15 protein-coding genes and 3 pseudogenes are annotated in these 17,099 nt (G+C 63.8%); 10 read left to right on the top strand and 8 right to left on the bottom strand.

What is annotated here, in order from left to right; all coding sequences use genetic code 11:
• Positions 1–230: 230 nt before the first annotated feature.
• Both LIG30_RS24775 and LIG30_RS24770 read right to left on the bottom strand, forming a co-directional pair.
• Positions 231–520, bottom strand: a pseudogene (locus LIG30_RS24775) (IS1096 element passenger TnpR family protein); the annotation flags it as partial.
• Positions 521–524: 4 nt separating this feature from the next.
• A pseudogene (locus tag LIG30_RS24770) lies at positions 525–714 on the bottom strand (IS66 family transposase); the annotation flags it as partial.
• Between the two features lie 325 nt (positions 715–1,039).
• Here LIG30_RS24770 and LIG30_RS25855 point away from each other — a divergent pair.
• The 3 genes from LIG30_RS25855 (at position 1,040) to LIG30_RS26905 (ending at position 4,045) form a co-directional block, all read left to right on the top strand.
• Positions 1,040–1,963, top strand: a complete 924-nt coding sequence (locus LIG30_RS25855; RefSeq protein ID WP_152985962.1) for a hypothetical protein — start codon at positions 1,040–1,042, stop codon at positions 1,961–1,963.
• A 62-nt stretch (positions 1,964–2,025) separates the two neighbouring features.
• Positions 2,026–3,450 (top strand): patatin-like phospholipase family protein, encoded by a 1,425-nt coding sequence (locus LIG30_RS01385; RefSeq protein ID WP_051994824.1) that lies wholly within the window; start codon positions 2,026–2,028, stop codon positions 3,448–3,450.
• Between the two features lie 343 nt (positions 3,451–3,793).
• On the top strand, positions 3,794–4,045 hold the full coding sequence (locus tag LIG30_RS26905; RefSeq protein WP_162491942.1) for a hypothetical protein: 252 nt from the start codon (positions 3,794–3,796) through the stop codon (positions 4,043–4,045).
• Here LIG30_RS26905 and LIG30_RS24765 read toward each other — a convergent pair.
• The 4 genes and pseudogenes from LIG30_RS24765 to LIG30_RS01370 all read right to left on the bottom strand — a co-directional run.
• Positions 4,014–4,151, bottom strand: a pseudogene (locus tag LIG30_RS24765) (transposase); the annotation flags it as partial. The gene LIG30_RS26905 and the pseudogene LIG30_RS24765 sit on opposite strands and share 32 nt — an antisense overlap.
• Before the next feature lie 138 nt (positions 4,152–4,289).
• Positions 4,290–6,071, bottom strand: a complete 1,782-nt coding sequence (locus LIG30_RS01380) for a chloride channel protein (protein WP_038709027.1) — start codon at positions 6,069–6,071, stop codon at positions 4,290–4,292.
• Between the two features lie 13 nt (positions 6,072–6,084).
• Positions 6,085–6,501: a MarR family winged helix-turn-helix transcriptional regulator gene (locus tag LIG30_RS01375; RefSeq protein WP_038709025.1), complete on the bottom strand. Its 417-nt coding sequence runs from the start codon at positions 6,499–6,501 to the stop codon at positions 6,085–6,087.
• Positions 6,502–6,617: 116 nt separating this feature from the next.
• Complete coding sequence (locus tag LIG30_RS01370) at positions 6,618–7,793, bottom strand: HPP family protein (protein ID WP_038709024.1); 1,176 nt, start codon at positions 7,791–7,793, stop codon at positions 6,618–6,620.
• 365 nt (positions 7,794–8,158) lie between these two features.
• Between LIG30_RS01370 and LIG30_RS01365 the strand changes: the two genes are divergently transcribed.
• Positions 8,159–9,127, top strand: coding sequence for a LysR family transcriptional regulator (locus tag LIG30_RS01365; protein ID WP_038709023.1), 969 nt, complete (start codon positions 8,159–8,161; stop codon positions 9,125–9,127).
• 200 nt (positions 9,128–9,327) lie between these two features.
• On the opposite strand, the gene LIG30_RS01360 is transcribed toward LIG30_RS01365, so the two are convergent.
• Positions 9,328–10,413 carry a calcium:proton antiporter gene (locus tag LIG30_RS01360; protein ID WP_038709021.1) on the bottom strand — a complete coding sequence of 362 codons (1,086 nt, stop codon included), beginning with the start codon at positions 10,411–10,413 and terminating at the stop codon, positions 9,328–9,330.
• 254 nt (positions 10,414–10,667) lie between these two features.
• Between LIG30_RS01360 and LIG30_RS25850 the strand changes: the two genes are divergently transcribed.
• The 5 genes from LIG30_RS25850 (at position 10,668) to LIG30_RS01340 (ending at position 15,592) form a co-directional block, all read left to right on the top strand.
• Entirely contained in the window at positions 10,668–10,994 is a 327-nt protein-coding gene (locus tag LIG30_RS25850) for a hypothetical protein (protein WP_152985961.1), read from the top strand.
• Positions 10,966–12,522, top strand: a complete 1,557-nt coding sequence (locus LIG30_RS01355; RefSeq protein ID WP_038709018.1) for a 3-hydroxyacyl-CoA dehydrogenase — start codon at positions 10,966–10,968, stop codon at positions 12,520–12,522. The genes LIG30_RS25850 and LIG30_RS01355 overlap by 29 nt, the downstream gene beginning before the upstream one ends.
• Before the next feature lie 52 nt (positions 12,523–12,574).
• Positions 12,575–13,897: a phenylacetate--CoA ligase PaaK gene (gene paaK, locus LIG30_RS01350; RefSeq protein ID WP_038709014.1), complete on the top strand. Its 1,323-nt coding sequence runs from the start codon at positions 12,575–12,577 to the stop codon at positions 13,895–13,897.
• A gap of 46 nt (positions 13,898–13,943) precedes the next feature.
• Entirely contained in the window at positions 13,944–14,738 is a 795-nt protein-coding gene (locus LIG30_RS01345; protein ID WP_038709013.1) for an enoyl-CoA hydratase-related protein, read from the top strand.
• A 182-nt stretch (positions 14,739–14,920) separates the two neighbouring features.
• On the top strand, positions 14,921–15,592 hold the full coding sequence (locus tag LIG30_RS01340) for a MarC family protein (protein ID WP_038709011.1): 672 nt from the start codon (positions 14,921–14,923) through the stop codon (positions 15,590–15,592).
• A 228-nt stretch (positions 15,593–15,820) separates the two neighbouring features.
• On the opposite strand, the gene LIG30_RS01335 is transcribed toward LIG30_RS01340, so the two are convergent.
• Positions 15,821–16,477 carry a VC0807 family protein gene (locus LIG30_RS01335; protein ID WP_038709010.1) on the bottom strand — a complete coding sequence of 219 codons (657 nt, stop codon included), beginning with the start codon at positions 16,475–16,477 and terminating at the stop codon, positions 15,821–15,823.
• 436 nt (positions 16,478–16,913) lie between these two features.
• Here LIG30_RS01335 and LIG30_RS27415 point away from each other — a divergent pair, with 436 nt between their 5' ends.
• Positions 16,914–17,039 carry a hypothetical protein gene (locus tag LIG30_RS27415; RefSeq protein WP_268760672.1) on the top strand — a complete coding sequence of 42 codons (126 nt, stop codon included), beginning with the start codon at positions 16,914–16,916 and terminating at the stop codon, positions 17,037–17,039.
• Positions 17,040–17,099 lie beyond the last annotated feature (60 nt).

Here is a 17,099-nt window from a genome sequence, read left to right as displayed (position 1 = left end):
TTCGACGCGCGTGACGGTCGGAATGTAGCTGCGTTGGAAATTGTGCCGCATGCGTACAAGCTATTAGGGCTTGCGGATTCTGCAACACGAGTGACATCAACGTATCGTTTGCCTCAATTTTTCCCTCTGCATCTTTTCGTAGCAGAGGGCAATTTATATTTCCCTCGTTGGGCGGTTCCCCTCCTATGTTCAGCCCGGCCACTGTCGGGCTTTTCCGCTGCTTCACGGCGTTATGACGTAAGCGTGGAACGGATACATGCCTTGACGGCGTGAGTTACCGGTTTCCCCCAACGATTGGAGGCCATGCGTAGCAGTGTGGCATTGGCAGCACGCAGATCGAACAGTTCCGCGTCGAAGCCGGGGCCGCTCCAGTTTCGGTAATGTTCGGCCTCTTCGCTATTCGGATGATTGAATAGTGTGTTCAAGAAGGCTTCGTAGCCAGGCGGGCCGCCCACTCTTCCGGATGGCACGCGCGAGCACCATCGATGACCTGGGCCGCGCCCCACGGATCGCATTCAACGGCTCAGGCCGTAGATCGCCGCGGCACGCTCAGCCGCCTGAGTCCGCGCCGGCGAACAGATAGTTCCGATGCCCAATGGCCACCGCGCGCAACGCGCGTTCGACCGGCAGGTTATCGATTTCCAGGCGCCCGTCGTCACAGTAGCGCGTGAGAGCTTCCCGCCGGTTCAGCGCATAGAGGATCGCCCGGCTCGTGATTAACGCCAGCCCTTCCTGTTCCTTGAACTAACACCGCCACGGTTTTCGTTTCGCAGAGCCGATGGAGCGCTGGAAGGTTTGACTGCGCAAAAATGTTCCTCTATGACTGGACAAAATTCAACGCTCGTTGAATAATTGTGTTGCCGGCTGCACAGAGGCTGATCGTCAATGCTTCGTCTCGAATGTCGCGCCAGAGAGGGCAGGTGTCTTCCGAGGTTGCTGAGTGGGTCGTTATTGCAGATGCACTATTTCTCAAATGAAACGAAGCCTGTGGTCGCTTACTGTGCAAGATTGGGGCATATATTTAAAGGAGTAAGGCGCAATGATTTCTTGTTTGCCAAAATTGAGAGTTGTGGCTTGGGCGCTAATCGCGGCAACCTTTTGTCTGCTTACCGAAAATGCTTTTGCGGCCGCAACGGTACATACCGCAATTGACACCGTGTTTGGTATGCCGGTACCGCCTCGCGATGTGCCGTTTGGGTTGGAAGTATCCATATACGCATCAATCGCATTCGTAATTATTGGGTTGGCGGTTCTTGTATGGTCTTTCTATGATGCGCGCCGGACAAATACGACCCTCCCCGTATTTGTGGCGCTCAGCGGAGTTTTTTGCGCGATACCGGAAGTATTTATTGATGTGGCCGGTGGGTGCCTGTGGCCGTATGATGCCAATAATGTTGTCTATACAATCCTTGGTAGGCCGATGACGTGGTATCCGATCGCGGCGTGGTTCGGGTTCGGTGCGGTATTGGCGTATGTTCCGTATGCATTGTTTGTGCGGCAGGCGAAAATATCGTGGCTGTGGGTTGGATTGGTAATTGCTTGTTTGTTTGATGTCATGGTGGAAGAGGTGATGCTTAATATTAGCGGCCTCTATGTTTACTACGGACATCAGCCGCTCATATTTTTCACTAAATTCCCATCGTGGTGGATGTTTACTAATATCCCGGGTGTATTTCTTGGGTCTGCGCTTGCGTGGCGCTTCCGGGATAGCTTAAATAATTGGCGGGGCGTCGCGATGTTTGTTCTCATGCCGACGGCGTTTCTTGCGGCATTTGGCTTTTCTGCAATGCCCGCGAGTACGGTTACCGGTACAGCCGGCGGCTCGCCTCGACGACCTCTTGCCTCAGCACTGGAAACTGGCGCCGGCGTAACCACGGGACGGGTTCGCCGGACGCTTACTCTGCATGCACTGTTCGCCCAGTTCTCCGAGCGGCAGATTGCCAAGAGCGGGTTGAGGCACTGAATTTGCAAGTATTCCGTGCGGCGCGCGGGACACGCTCGACTCGCCACGCGGTTATCTTTCGTATGATTCAGATCAACCTCGCGATGCGCCGCGACTGCACACTGAGACTCGCGCGCGATCCGGGATTATGTGGCGCCGCCGCACTGCGTTTCGGACAGCAAAGGTTCGCCGCCCGGAACATGCTGGGGAAGAGACTGGCCTATGACGAAGTTTCATACTTCTTCTGCAACTTGCTCGATCTCAGTTTCAATTTCCTTGGCTCGGTCAAGGGAACCGACGAGTGTGTCAGCCGAGGTTCGCTGGAGGATGGGTCATATACGCGGCTTTACCTCGAAAAGGACGTTCTGCGCGCTTGCTTTTCGATGGGACGGCCGGCCAGCGAAACTCTCGCGTCGGAATTGCTGATTCGCCACCGAACAAACCTGAGCACGGTAAAGGACCGGCTGGCTGATGGGAACTTTCCACTGGACAGCGTTCCGAGTCAGACCGTATTGATATTGCAAGGCGGCGGCGCCCTCGGAGCCTTTGAGTGTGGTGCGGTGAAGGCGCTCGAGGAGGCGAATATTCGGCCCGATGTCATCGCCGGCGTCTCGATTGGCGCCTTCAATGCTGCGATCATTGCTGGCAATCCCGATAACGCCTCGGCGACGCTGGAGGCGTTCTGGAACGATCTCGTGATTGCAACACCCAGCGCGCCCAACGAAGCATGGCGTCGGGCGCTTTCTTCGTGGTGGAGCATATGGTTCGGCTCTCCCCATTTTTTTGTCCCGAACTGGTGGCAGCCCTGGGAACAAACACCATGGCAGTGGCGTAGTCTCTATGACACTTCGCCGGCGCGAGATTTGCTCGAAAAGTACGTAGATTTCGGCAAATTGAAAGAGAGCCCGGTGCGTCTGTTAATTAGCACGGTAAATGTTGAAACCGCCGAGATGGAGGTTTTCGATAGCTACGCAGATAACGTGACGGCTGACCATATCCTTGCCAGCGGCAGTTTGCCTCCGGCCTTTCCCTGGACCAGCATCAGCGGAAAACACTACTGGGATGCCGGTATCGTCAGCAATTCACCGCTCGAGTTCATCAATGAACGCTGCGGTGACTCGAGCAAGCGCGTATTCATCGTCGACCTGTTTCCAGCTGAACAACCGTTGCCGAATAATCTTGCCGAGGTGCTGGTACGGCGCGATGCGATTGTGTTTGCGGAGCGCGTGCGTAACGACATTCGTGTCAAGGAGCGGATCAGCGATTTGGGGAATCTGGTCCAGGAGATCATGGAGAACGTCGAGCCTGAGACTTGCGAGCGCCTTCGTCAACGCCCGACGTTCATTCGGTTGATGGGGCGTGCTGCACCGACGAAGATCACGCGAATCATCAACCAGCAGAAGGACGGAGAACCACTGTTTCTCGACAATGATTTTTCCGAGCAAACGGTCGAGCGCCACAAGAAGGTTGGCTATGAGGCCGCGAAGAAAGCCATTAGCGGCGGCTGACAGCAGAGAGGCAGGGCGCGCTAGCCACGTTTTCCGTTGATCTTGAGCGTCATGTCGGACGCCAGGCGTTGTACGTCGCGTTTGGAGCTAAGCTGAGTGGAAGCCATCCACGCACCTGCGGTGACGAAATTCACGCACAAAGGTTCGATACTATGTGAACCACTAATGCGAAGACTTTCCTACTGTTCCTGACGAAGGTCGATCCATGGATTCATCGACCGTATCTACGGGAGTGCAGGGTTGCGGAGATGACGGCGAAATTGCGTCCAGGACAGGATGCTGGACTCGAAATCAAACGGTCCGAATACTGGCAACTACCAACGGCCACGTCGGGAGCTGCATCGTGAATCGCTTCTCGCCCGGCGTCGGCTTCGATGACCTGGAAAATATCCTGATTGGTGCGGGCGTCGATGTCCCCACGCGCCCGATAGATGGGACTCGCGTGCTGAACTGGGGCGATGAAATGATTCATCAGGCGCTGCACAAGTTGGCGGAACAATCCTGGCAATTTGGCAGGTCGACCTGCCGGATTTCATCGACCAGACCGGTATCGTCGGTTCGCCCCGATTGGGGGCCACCGTGTGTTGGCGCGTGACCATCGAAACCGACTTTCCCGGCTCGCGGCTCTCCCGCACCATGGCCAGCTTTTGCTCCATCGTCCAGCGTCGCCGACGCTCCGAGCCCGTCAACACTTCCGTTATTTCCTGCCCGGTGTTAGTCAAAAATACAGTCTTATGCCTACCCGCCAGTTTAAGTGGACGACCGTGCCCGGTATTTCCGAAGGGCTGCTTCAAGCGCCCGGATAGCGGTCTTCTGACTGGCTCTCGATGACCCCGCGTCTAAGTGGAATGGATGGGCGGAAATTTGCGTTTTCCATTTCCCGGCTTAATTCGCCGGAAACGCTCGCGCTTGTGTTCTTCGTCAAAATGTGCGAGGGACGGCTTAATGAGGTCGCTGCGCGAGACAATGCCAATGAGCTTCATCGACACACGGTCCGTCACGACGGGCAGGCGTTCGAGGTCGTGGATTGCCAGCCGAGTCGCGATTTGCCGGCAAGTTTCCTCTGCCAGTGCGACGTCAGGAGCGCGTCCAGAAAACAATGATCCGAGCGTCGCGTGTTGTGTGCCTTCGCTTGAAGCGTCGAGAATTGCTCGATCTACGACGCCGATTACAGAGCCGGCGCTGACAACCGGCCATGCTCGCCGCGTTTGCGTGCTACCGAAGTAGGTTTCAAGAGCATCAGCAACCGTAGTGGCTGCATCAATCGACTCGACGTCGCGGGACATCACCTCATCGATATAGTGCCGTTCGAGCGGATCGACGCCGTACTCGCGATAGATGTGATAGCCGCGCCGCGCAATCTTCTCGGTCATGATCGACCGCTTCATCATGATGGCCGCGAAACCATGGGCGACGAGCGTCGCTCCGAGCAACGGCAGCAGCGCGTTTGCGTCGTGCGTGAGGCCGAACGCGAACACGATTGCCGTCAATGGCGCGCCAAGTGTCGCGCCAAGCGTCGCCGCCATGCATACAAGAGGCCAAAGCGCGGGCTGGCTGCCGGGCAAGATGTGACTGAGTACGACGCCAAGCCCTGCGCCAAGCATCAGCAATGGCGCGAGTACGCCCCCCGATGTACCTGAGCCGAGCGCGATCACCCACATCACCGCCTTGACGAGCAACAGCGCGAGCGCGACCTGCAGCGCGATGTGCTGATGCAGCAGGTCACCGATCACGTCATAGCCCACGCCCAGTGCGCGCGGCTCGAGAAAGCCGCCAATGCCGACAGCAATACCGCCCAATGCCGGCCACCACATCCAGTGAATCGGCAGTTTTCCAAACAAGTCCTCTACTTTGTAGAGCGCAATTGACAATCCGGACGCAAGCGCGCCGGAGAGCAGCCCTGCAATCAAGCATGAGAAGAGTGATGCTGTATCGGCTGGCGCGGTTTCCAGAGGAAACAGCGGGGCGGTGCCGAAGAACACCGCTCGCGCAAATCCGGCGACCGTGCATGCGAGTGCGACGGGCAGGAAACTCCGTGGGCGCCATTCGAACAGCAGCAATTCGACGGCAAGCAGGACGGCGGCGACAGGTGTGCCGAACACGGCAGTCATGCCTGCCGTTGCACCCGCGACGAGCAGGGTCTTGCGCTCGGCCGAGGTGACTTTCACGCACTGCGCGATCAGCGAGCCGAGCGCCCCGCCCGTCATGATGATCGGCCCCTCGGCGCCAAACGGTCCACCACTGCCAATCATGATCCCTGACGACAGCGGTTTGAGGATCGCGACCTTCGGTGACATGCGGCTCTTGCCGAACAGGATCGCTTCAATCGCCTCGGGGATGCCGTGACCACGGATCTTGTCGGAACCGAATCGCGCGATCAGCCCGACGATCAGGCCGCCGATCACCGGCACAGCGATGACCCAGGCGCCGAGCGCGTTCGTGGCCGGCGCGCGGTCGGCGAACGAGAGGCGCTGGAAGAAGAACAGGTTCGTGAACAGGTGAATCAGACTCAGCAGCGCGAACGCCGCCAACGTGCTGAGCACGCCGATGCCGGCGGCGAGAAGGGCGATGCGGGGCAGGCGGGCGTTGGTCGCGAAGTCGCGTTTGTGCGGGGCGTTCATCTCGGTTGCGGGATCATTGATCGATTTGAGGAACCTGGAATGCGCCCTTGAGCGATTTCAGCTCGGCGCGGTGCATTTCCGCAAGCCGTGCGAGCAGCGTCTCGCCGGCCCGTTCGAGATGCACCTCGACCTGGCGGCGGTCGGTCTCGCTCGTCTTGCGTTTCACGAGGCCGAGCGCCTCGCAACGCGACACGAGCGCGACGACACCGTGATGCTGCGCCTGCAGGCGCTCGGCCAGCTCGCCGACGGTCGCCCATTCGCGTTGCGGGTAGCCCTTGATGTGCAGCAGCAGCAGATACTGCAGCGGCGTGACGCCTTCGCTTTGCGCGGCACGCTCGGAGAAGCGCTCGAAGCGGCGCATCTGGTAGCGGAATTCGGAAAGCTGCTGAAAATCGCTCTTGTGCAGCGCGCGTTTGCTGGATTCGGGCATTGTCGATCGGGGAGGGTGGCAGGACGGGTAAATATATCACAAGATGATACATTTACCCGTGGTCCGGCATCGCCGCGCGCCGCCGGACCAGGGCCCGTTATTCGCGTGATCAGGTGCTATGCGGCTTTCAGTATCTGCGTCTGGCGATACAGTCCCGTGATCAGGTCGGACTGCGTGACGATGCCGGCGAGCCTGCGCGATGCGTCGACGACCGGAATATGGTGATGTCCGGACTGGGCGAACAGCGGCACGAGCGACGCGAGCGGCATTGTGTCGGGTACTGACGCGACATGCTTGCTCATGATCGCGTCGACGCTCGCCGGCGCGCCGCCGAGACGTTGCGGCAGGCGCGCGGACATGCGCTGCCACAGCGGCGCCGGGCCGCGGGCCGCGCGCATCAGGTCGGCACGGGTGACGATGCCCGTCACGCGCCGTTCGGTGTCCACGACGGGCAGGGCCTTCACGCGGTGGCGTTCGAGGAGGGCCAGCGCGGCCGCCACCGACGTCGACGGCGCGATGCCGATGGCCGGCTGGGTCATGATGTCGGCACAGGTCAGCTGGCCGAACGTTCGTGCGTAAGCCTGAATTTCGGTTTCGCGCAGCAGCGCTTCGAGATCGTCGGGCGCGACGTCCAGCCATTCGCTGCGGCGCTTGAGCACGGCGTCGAGATCGTCGCGCGTGAAGCCGCCGCGCGCGCGTGATGCGGTGCCGCCTTGCGGCTTCGCGTCAGGCCGCGCGCTGCCGTGCGGATACCGGTGCCCGGTCGCGGCGTGGTAGGCGAGCGCCGCCGACAGCAGGATTGCCGATTGCAGCGCGATCGGCTCGAGCACGAAGTGAAAGCCGAGCGCATGAATCGCCGGCCCGCCGACCACTGCGGTCAGTGCCACCGCGCCCGACGGTGGATGCACGCAGCGTAGCGCGAACATCGCGCCGATCGCGCACGCGATCGCCACCGCGGCCGCCGTGACGGGATCGGCGATCCATTGCGCGCACGCCACGCCGACCGCAGCTGACACGAGGTTGCCGCCGATGATCGACCACGGCTGCGCAAGCGGGCTTGCCGGCACGGCGAACAGCAGTACGGCCGACGCGCCCATCGGCGCGACCAGCAGTGGAATGAGGCCCGGCACGCCGGGCAACGTGCGCATCGTGATGCCGACGGTGGCGATGCCGGCGAGTGCGCCGACGCAAGAGCGCAGGCGTTCTCGCCAGCCGAGCGTCATCGGTGTCGGGGCGAAGCTGAGCAGCCATTGCCGCAGGGTGCGGCGCGAGGTGAGGGAGCCGGACGACATGGGACCAGAGAGAAAGGACGCGGGTATGCGGAGCGGAGAATTGTATCTCAATGTGATATAAATCGTCGCGTGCTTTCGGCGTGACGCGCGTGACGCGCGAGACGGGGGGCATTGCGCGGGCATGCGGCGGAGAAATGTTTCGTCGGATGAAATATTTCGTCGGTTTTTTCGCAAAATTATTCGCAAAAGCGTACAATTCCGACAGCTGATATTTCCAAACTCCTCAACACACGCAAGCGATGCACACCATCCCGCCTCTCCTTCGGCACGGTGATCGACTCCGCGTGGTGTTCAGCCGTGCTCCGCTTCCGATCTGACGCGAGTGTGGCCAACGATTCCCCATCTACTCTTCCCAAGCCTATCCAATGGACATGCTCGAAAACATGCGCCTGTTCGTGCGCGTCGTCGAAGCCGGCAGTTTCACTGCCGTTGCCAAGGAGATCGACGCGACCACAGCGCAGGTGTCGCGTGCCGTCTCGAATCTCGAGGCCCACGTTCAGACGCGTTTGCTGCATCGCACGACGCGCCACCTCGGCCTGACCGAAAGCGGCGAACGCTATTTCGAGCGCGCCAAGTCGATTCTGGCCGAGATCGACTACGCGAACGCCGAGGCGCGCAATGCGCTCCTGAGGCCTAGCGGCAAGATGCGCATCCACGCGATGACGGGCCTCGGGCAGAGCCACGTCGTGTCGGCGATCGTCCGGTATCAGGAGGACAACCCCGATGTTTCGGTCGATCTGATCCTGGCGCAACGGATGCCGAACCTGGTCGAGGAAGGTTATGACGTGTCGATCGTCACTGCGTCGCAACTGCCCGATTCCGGCTACGTCGCGCAGACGTGCGGCACGAGCTGCAGCGTGCTGGTGGCGTCGCGCGACTATCTGGCGCGGCATGGCACGCCGCTGACGCCGGACGACCTGCCGAAACATACCTGCCTGCGGCTCGATACGCCGGCATCGCCGGCCGGCGAATGGCGCCTCGAGCGCAACGACGGAGAAGAGACGGTGTACGAGCTGCCGCCCGGGCCGTTCCAGGTGAACGTACCGGACGCGCTGTGCGTGGCCGTGCGGGCCGGGCGGGGCATCGCCTGCGTCGCGCTGTACACGGTGCTCGACGACATCCGCGAGGGGCGCCTGATTCGCGTGCTGCCGGATTACCGGCTGCAGACGGTCAGCGTCTACGCGGTGTATGCGACGCGCCGTTACCTCGACGCGAAGATCCGCACGTTCCTCGAGCATCTGCGCACGACGCTCACGCCTGCGCTGGAAAACGATCTGCGCGAACTGGAGCGCCTGAGCGCCGCAACGACGCCGAACGGCCGCAAGCGCGCGTGACGGCTTGGACGCAGGGCACGCGGAAGATGCCGTGCCCTGCGCGTGCGGCGTGATGCATCACGCCGAACGCGGGGGCGTCCGAGCGCCCTGAACTTCCCCCCCTCAAGCGTCCTGCGATTCCCGGGCTTGCGCGCGCTGCGCCCGCCCTGGCGCCGGCGCGCGTGATGCCTGCCCATGAGCGCCTGACGCCGGCGCTTGCGTCAATGCGTGACCGACAGGAACAGATACGCCGCGAGCAGAGACAGGTGGACGACCCCTTGCAGCACCGTCGTGCGCCCGGCGCTGAGCGTCAGCGTGCTGACGAACAGCGTCAGCGCCAGCAGTACCGTCTCCATCCCGCCGATGCCGAGCGTGAGCGGCTGCCCGGTCCAGATGAACACGGCGGCGACCGTCGGAATGGTCAGCCCGATGCTCGCGAGGGCCGAGCCGAGTGCGAGATTCATGCTGGTCTGCAGGCGGTTCGCGCGCGCCGCGGTGACGGCCGCGAGCCCTTCCGGCAGCAGCACGAGCGCGGCGATCACGATGCCGACCGCAGCCTCGGGCGCGCCGAGCGCCATCACCGCGTGCTCGACGGCGGGCGACAGCAGCTTGGCGAGCAGCACGACGGCCACGAGACTGACGAAGAGGAAGATGACGCTCGTCAGCGCGGTGCGGCCGCTCGGCGGCACCGCATGCACGGATTCGTTGGCGCTGTGGTCGGCGAGGAAGTAATCGCGGTGGCGCACCGTCTGCACGAACACGAACACGCCATACAGCACCAGCGACGACACCCCGGCGAACGCGAGCTGCGAACGCGACAGCAGCGGGCCGGGCGCGGCGTTCAGGTAGTTCGGCATCACGAGCGACAGCACCGACAGCGATGCGAGCACCGCGAGCGCCTTGGTCGCGCCGCGTCCCTGGAAGTCCTGCTCGCCGTGCTTCCAGCCGCCGGCAAGCAGGCACAGGCCGACGATGCCGTTGCAGACCAGCATCACCGCGGCGAACACGGTGTCGCGCGCGAGGCCGGATTTCTCCGGGCCGGCGGACAGCATCACGGAGACGATCAGTGCGACCTCGATAACCGTGACGGCAATCGCGAGCACGAGCGTGCCGAATGGTTCGCCGACCCGGTGGGCGACGACTTCCGCGTGGTGTACCGCGGCGAACACCGCGCCGGCGAGCGCGGTGGCGAACAGCGCGACAATGAAGCCTTCGGCCGGCGCGACGCGTGACAGCGCCAGCACCAGCCAGGCGGCAAGCGGGGCCCAGAGCGTCCAGCGCGGGAGCGTATTGGAAGAGATCGGCATGGGGAGGGTTTCCTTATTCGAGTGACGGCGCACACGGCGTGCCGCCACGGGTTGGACGAAGCCCGGCCGGAAAACCTGCCGAACGAGGACGATGAAGCTGAAAGACCGCGGCACGGATGCGTGCCGTTACGGCTTGCCGGCGTGTGGCGACATGCTGCGCGGGCGGCCGGTGCCCGTCGCGGGGCGATCCGGTTCGATGTGACATGCTGCAGTAAACGGGGTGCGATCGCTACCGGGCGCAAAGGCTGGCGGCGATGGCCATGCCGGGGAGGGCGGCCGGCGAAGCGCGGAAAGCGCGGCGCGGCACGCCGTTTCCCCCGGCCATCCGGCGGTTCGGCGGATTTTATCAGGCGATTGCGCGCCGTCATCTCGAAATCGAATACTTACATCGACCTTTCGGTTTCGAAAAAGTGCCCGCTATTTTTCAATTTTTTGCTGTTACGCATTTCGTAAAGGACTTTTTTGGTGCAGATAGGGACTCGCCCTTAGATAAATTTACCGACCGGTCGGTTTATAATTCGCGCATCCTCACTTTCGGACGAGTCGGACGCGATGGCTGTTTCCTCTGCACAATCGGGTAAATCGGGCGCGCTGGCGCTTTCTGCGGTCATTGGCGTGATCGGCGCGGGCGCGATGGGCGCGGGTATCGCACAGGTCGCGGCGGCGGCAGGACACACGGTGCTGCTGTACGACCTGAGCGAGGCGGCCTGCGACAAGGCGCTCGCCGGCATCCGCGCGAACTTCGCGCGCCTCGCCGAAAAGGGCCGGCTCGAGCCGGCCCAGGCCGACGCGGCGGGCCAGCGCATCAGCGCGGTCAGCTCGCTCGCCGGGCTGTCGTCTGCGGCGCTGATCGTCGAAGCGGCCGCCGAGCGGCTCGACATCAAGCGCGAGATTTTCGCGACGCTCGAGCGCCACGTGGACGATGCGTGCCTGCTCGCGACCAACACGTCGTCGATCTCGATCACGTCGATCGCGGCCGGCCTGCGCGTGCCGCAGCGCGTCGCAGGGCTGCACTTCTTCAATCCCGCACCGCTGATGGCGCTCGTCGAGGTGGTCAGCGGGCTCGCGACCTCGCCCGAGGTCGCGCAGGTGCTGTACGACACGGCCGCCGCGTGGGGCAAGAAGCCCGTGATGGCGAAGTCGACGCCCGGGTTCATCGTCAATCGCGTCGCGCGGCCGTACTACGCGGAAGCGCTGCGCGTGCTGAACGAGCAGGGTGGCACGCCCGCGTCGATCGACGCGGTGATGCGCGAGGCCGGCGGTTTCCGGATGGGGCCGTTCGAGTTGATGGACCTGATCGGCCACGACGTCAACTTCGCGGTGACCGAATCGGTGTTCCGCGCATACTTCAACGATCCGCGCTTCACGCCGTCGCTGATCCAGCAGGAACTCGTCAATGCCGGCTTCCTCGGACGCAAGTCCGGGCGGGGTTTCTATTCGTATGCCGAGGGCGCCATGCCGCCGTCGCCGGATGTCGAGCCGCCCCGTGACGCGCCTGCCGCGGTCACGCTGTTCGCGCAGGACGGCCCGGCCGATGCGCTGCGCGCGCGGCTCGCCGAGCGCGTTGGGTGCGCGAAGCAGACGGGCGCCCACCCCGGGGACCTCATCGCGACCGCGGGCCGCGCGTCGATCGCGCTGACGGACGGCCGCACCGCGACCGAGCGTGCGGCGCAGACCGGCGTCGCCGATCTGGTGCTGGTCGATCTCGCGCGCGACTACGCGCAGGCGGGTCTCGTTGCGCTGACCCGCGCGCTGCAGTGCAGCGACGCGGCGTACGCGGATGCCGTCGGCCTGTTCCAGCAGGCGGGCTTTCGCGTCGTTGGCCTCGCCGACGTGCCGGGCATGATCGCGATGCGTACCGTCGCGATGCTCGCGAACGAAGCGGCGGACACGGTCAACCAGGGCGTGTGCACGCCCGCCGATCTCGATCTCGCGATGGAAAAGGGCGTGAACTATCCATGCGGCCCGCTCGCGTGGGCCGACGCGATCGGCATCGTCCGCGTGCATCGCGTGCTTATCCACCTCGCCGCGGCCTATGGCGAGGACCGCTACCGCGTGTCCCCACGTCTTTCCGCGTTGTGCGCGGCCGGCCGCTCGTTCCGCGCGTAGCCGCCTGCCTGCCCCGATCACGATAACGACATCACTCCATTGGAGGAGCCCCATGACTCACCCGACGCATCCCGCGGCCAACCTCGATCCGATCGAGACCGCCAGCCGTGACGAACTGCAGGCGTTGCAACTGCAGCGCCTCAAGTGGTCGCTGCGCCACGCGTACGACAACGTCCCGCACTACCGCCGTACGTTCGACGCGGCCGGCGTGCATCCCGACGATCTGAAGACGCTCGCCGATCTCGCGAAATTCCCGTTCTCGACCAAGAACGACCTGCGCGACAACTACCCGTTCGGCCTGTTCGCGGTTCCGCGCGACCAGGTCGTGCGCGTGCACGCGTCGAGCGGCACGACCGGCAAGCCGACCGTCGTCGGCTACACCGCGCGCGACATCGACACCTGGGCGAACGTCACGGCCCGATCGATCCGCGCGGCCGGCGGCCGGCCCGGCGACACGCTGCACAACGCGTTCGGCTACGGGCTCTTCACGGGCGGCCTCGGCATCCACTATGGCGCCGAACGGCTCGGCTGCATGGTCGTGCCGATGTCGGGCGGGCAGACCGAGAAGCAGGTGCAACTGATCCGCGATTTCGAGCCGAAGATCATCCTCGTCACGCCGTCGTACATGCTGAACCTGATCGACGAGATGGTGCGGCAGGGCATGGACCCGGCCCGGACCTCGCTCAAGATCGGCATCTTCGGCGCGGAGCCGTGGACGCAAGCGCTGCGCGAGGAAGTCGAGACGCGCGTCGGCATCGACGCGCTCGACATCTACGGGCTGTCCGAAGTGATGGGGCCGGGTGTCGCGTGCGAATGCGTCGAGACCAAGGACGGCCCGGTGATCTGGGAAGACCATTTCTATCCCGAGATCATCGACCCGGTCACCGGCGAAGTGCTGCCGGACGGCAGCGAGGGCGAGCTGGTGTTCACGTCGCTGAGCAAGGAAGCGATGCCGGTGGTTCGTTACCGCACGCGCGACCTGACGGCGCTGCTGCCGCCGACCGCGCGCTCGATGCGCCGCCTCGCGAAGATCACCGGCCGCTCGGACGACATGCTGATCATCCGCGGCGTGAACGTGTTCCCGAGCCAGATCGAAGAAATTGTCGTCGCATCGCCGAAGCTCTCCGGCCAGTTTCAGGTGACTGTCACGCGCGACGGCCACATGGACAGGCTCGACATCACCGTCGAACTGCGTTCCGAGGCGGAAGCCAGCGTGCCGGACGGCGAGCGCAACGCGATCGCGCGCGAACTGCAGCACCGGATCAAGACGATGGTCGGCGTGTCGGCTGGCGTCACGGTGCTGCCCGCCGGCGGCATTCCGGCGTCCGCGACGGGCAAGGCCAGGCGCGTAATCGACCGGCGTCCCGCCGCTTGACCCGGATCGCGCCCCGTTCATTGTCATTTTCAGGAAACCCGCATTGATGGATGCACTTCAAACCCTGGCCGTCGCAGTGGATGCGCGCGGCATCGCGACCGTCGCGCTGCGGCGCGGCGACGTGCTCAACGCGTTCGACGAGACGATGATCGCCGAACTGACCGACGTGTTTACGGCCCTTGGCACCCGCGACGACGTGCGGGCGATCGTGCTGCGCTCGGATGGCCGCGCCTTTTGCGCGGGCGCCGATCTGCAATGGATGCAGCGCGCGAGCGCGAACGACGCGGCAGCCAACCTGCGCGATGCCGAGCGTTTTGCGGCAATGATGCGCTCGCTTCGCCAGTGTCCGAAGCCGACTGTCGCGCGCGTGCAGGGCCACGCGTTCGGCGGCGGCGTCGGCCTGTGTGCCGCGTGTGACATCGTGATCGCGAGCGATCATGCGCGCTTTGCGGTCAGCGAGGCGCGCTTCGGGATCCTGCCCGCAGTGATCGGGCCCTATCTCGTCGAGGCGGTCGGGCAGCGCCAGGCGCGCCGGCTCGCGTTGACCGCGACGCAGTTGAGCGCGCGCGAGGCGGTCGAGATCGGCCTGATTCACCAGGCGGTGCCGCTCGACGCGCTTGACGAGGCGCTCGAGAAGACGCTCGCCGAGTTGAGCCGTAACGGCCCGACTGCGCTGATGGAGATCAAGCGCTTCTTCGACGCGATCGGCGAGTATCCGCCGTCCGATGCACGTGCGGCATTCACCGCGCAGACGATCTCGCGCGTGCGTGCGACCGATGAAGCGAAGGAGGGTTTCTCGGCGTTCTTCGCGAAGCGGCCGCCGGCGTGGGAGCGCGGTTGAGTGCATGACGCGGGGCGCGGCGGCGTGCCGCTGCCGAGTCGGGCGGCACGCATGCGCGTGTCGCGCCCCGCTGCGCGCGCGAATGCGTCTGACACTTTTTTGCGACGCAAGCGGTGGCGGTTGCTCTAAAATGCGTCGACCCGGCGCCCAGCCGCCTCCGCCTCCGACCGTTTTCATTCCCGATGATCGTTGATCGCCTTGTCTCCGAGATCCTGTTCGGCTTTACTGGCCTGATGGGGATCATCAACCCGTTTGGCATCGCCTTCCTGTTTCTCGAACGCACCGAATCGCTGACCGAGCACGAGCGTGGCATCCTGGCGAAAAAGGTGGCCTTCAATGCGTTCATCGTGTTGCTCGTCGCATTCTTCGTCGGCACGCCGGTGCTGCATTTCTTCGGGATTTCGATGGAGGCGCTGCGGATCGGCGGCGGCCTGGCGGTCGCGGTGGCGGGCTGGCAGATGCTCAACCCGCCGGATGTGCCGAGCGGCGGCGATACGCCGGTGAAGCCGATCGAAGCGTCCACCGTGATGACGCGGGCGTTCTTTCCGCTGACGGTGCCGCTGACGACCGGCCCCGGCTCGATCGCAACCGCGATCGCACTCAACGCGAACCGTACGCACAAGCTGTCGGAGTTCGTGATGTCGAGCATCGTGTCGGTCGCGGTGTCGACGCTCGTCGCGATCGTGATCTGGCAGACGTATGCCCGGGCGGCATTCCTGGCCCGCTATCTCGGCAGCGAGGGCACCAAGGTTGCGATGCGTGTGTCCGCGTTCCTGCTGCTGTGCGTGGGCGTGCAGATCATGCTGACCGGTTTGTCGGAGTTCCTGCGGCCGATCGCCGATCAGATCAAGTAAGCCGGCGCGCTGCCGCGCGCCGGCAAGCGCGGGCCGGATCGAAATGGACGAGATTCGGGCTATCGGCTGCCGTGCGCAGGCAGGGCATCGAAACCGCGTCTTTGTCTACAGGCGCGGCCACTACCGGGGCCGGCGGGGCGCACTCTCGTAGCCGATTGCGGCCGGGATCAGGTCGGCCGGCCACGGGCGGCACCCGGTGAGCGCGGGGGATTTCCCGTGCCGCCGCCGTTATTGCCCGGCGGCTTCGCTGTAGCTGTCGCCCGGAGGAATGTCGACGTTATTGCGAGCGCGCATGTGCCGCCGGTACCAGAACGTCCAGAACAGCAAGCTGCCGTAGATGGCATAACTGACGATCGGCGACACGATCAGCACGCGTTCGACGGGCCAGTTCCACACCATCCAGAAGCGCAGCAGCATTTCCAACGTCAGGCCCACCCCCCAGGCGAGCGTCATCCGCCGAAGCGAGTGGCGAAGGCTGGGACTCTGCGCCCAGATTGCCTCGAAACGTTCCGCGCCGCCCGCCTGCTCGCGCGCGACGGTTGCCCGCGCCAGATAGAAGATGAGCGGGCGGGCGCGCGCAAGCGACAGCAGGAAAGTCATGCCGATCGCGCCGGACGCCAGCGATTCGCGAAGCAGGAGCGTGCGCGGGCTGCCGCCGAGCGCCATCGCGACGATCGACAGCGCGATACCGAGCAGAACGATGACGCTCAATGCGTCGACGCGGCGAGACCTCGCAAATTCGGCGGCGGACCACACGATCGGCGGGATCGCGGACGCGTAGAGTGCGCCGGTCTCGCCGAAATGGGGATGCGCCCAGCGATAGGCGATCCACGGCAGGAGCAGGTTGACGACAAGTTCGATGAGGATGCCGGCTCTCGGTTTCACGGAAGGATATCCAGGCGTGGTTCGGGGGAGGCAGCTGAGTGATGCGAGGATGAGTATATATAGAAGATCGTCCGGGGTGGCGCTCGACGGCCGGAGGGGAACGCGACGGCGCGGGCACGGGGGGGGGCTTGGGCTTGTCATTTTGTGGCCGGGTTGGTGCCGGGATGTGCGTGTGCAGTAAACCCGACGAGGCTGCCGCGACGGTAAGCGCCATGAGCTGCTTTGGGGATGGCGTCGACGCAAGGGTGGGCCATTTGTCGTCGGAGCCTGCGCCGTTGAGTGTTTGGCGTGCTGGATGCATCGCGTGACTGGGTTGCACGTCGTGGCGTGCCGCCAATGTCGAGCGCCATTTGAAACGCGCGCCCGCAGGGCAGAAATTTCGCGGTACGGTGTTGCCGGTTGCGTGTGCAGGGTCCACACTGTTTATAGTGCATTGATGCTTCTCGTCTGCGTGCAGTTCTTCACGCGCGTGATGTGCTGGCCGATGTTCGCGACCGAAGATCAGAGGAAAGGGATGGCGGCGTTCGTCGAGAAACGCAAGCCGGTGTTCAAGCACCGCTGATCGGGTGCAAAAAACGCTTGCACGATGCGCGCAAGCTGACTAGAATCACGCCTCTTTCGC

Source organism: Burkholderia sp. lig30 (assembly GCF_000687455.2).
Taxonomy (GTDB): Bacteria; Pseudomonadota; Gammaproteobacteria; order Burkholderiales; family Burkholderiaceae; genus Burkholderia.
The sequence above is the reverse complement of the archived record's forward strand: the minus strand, read 5'-3'. Positions and strand labels throughout refer to the sequence as shown.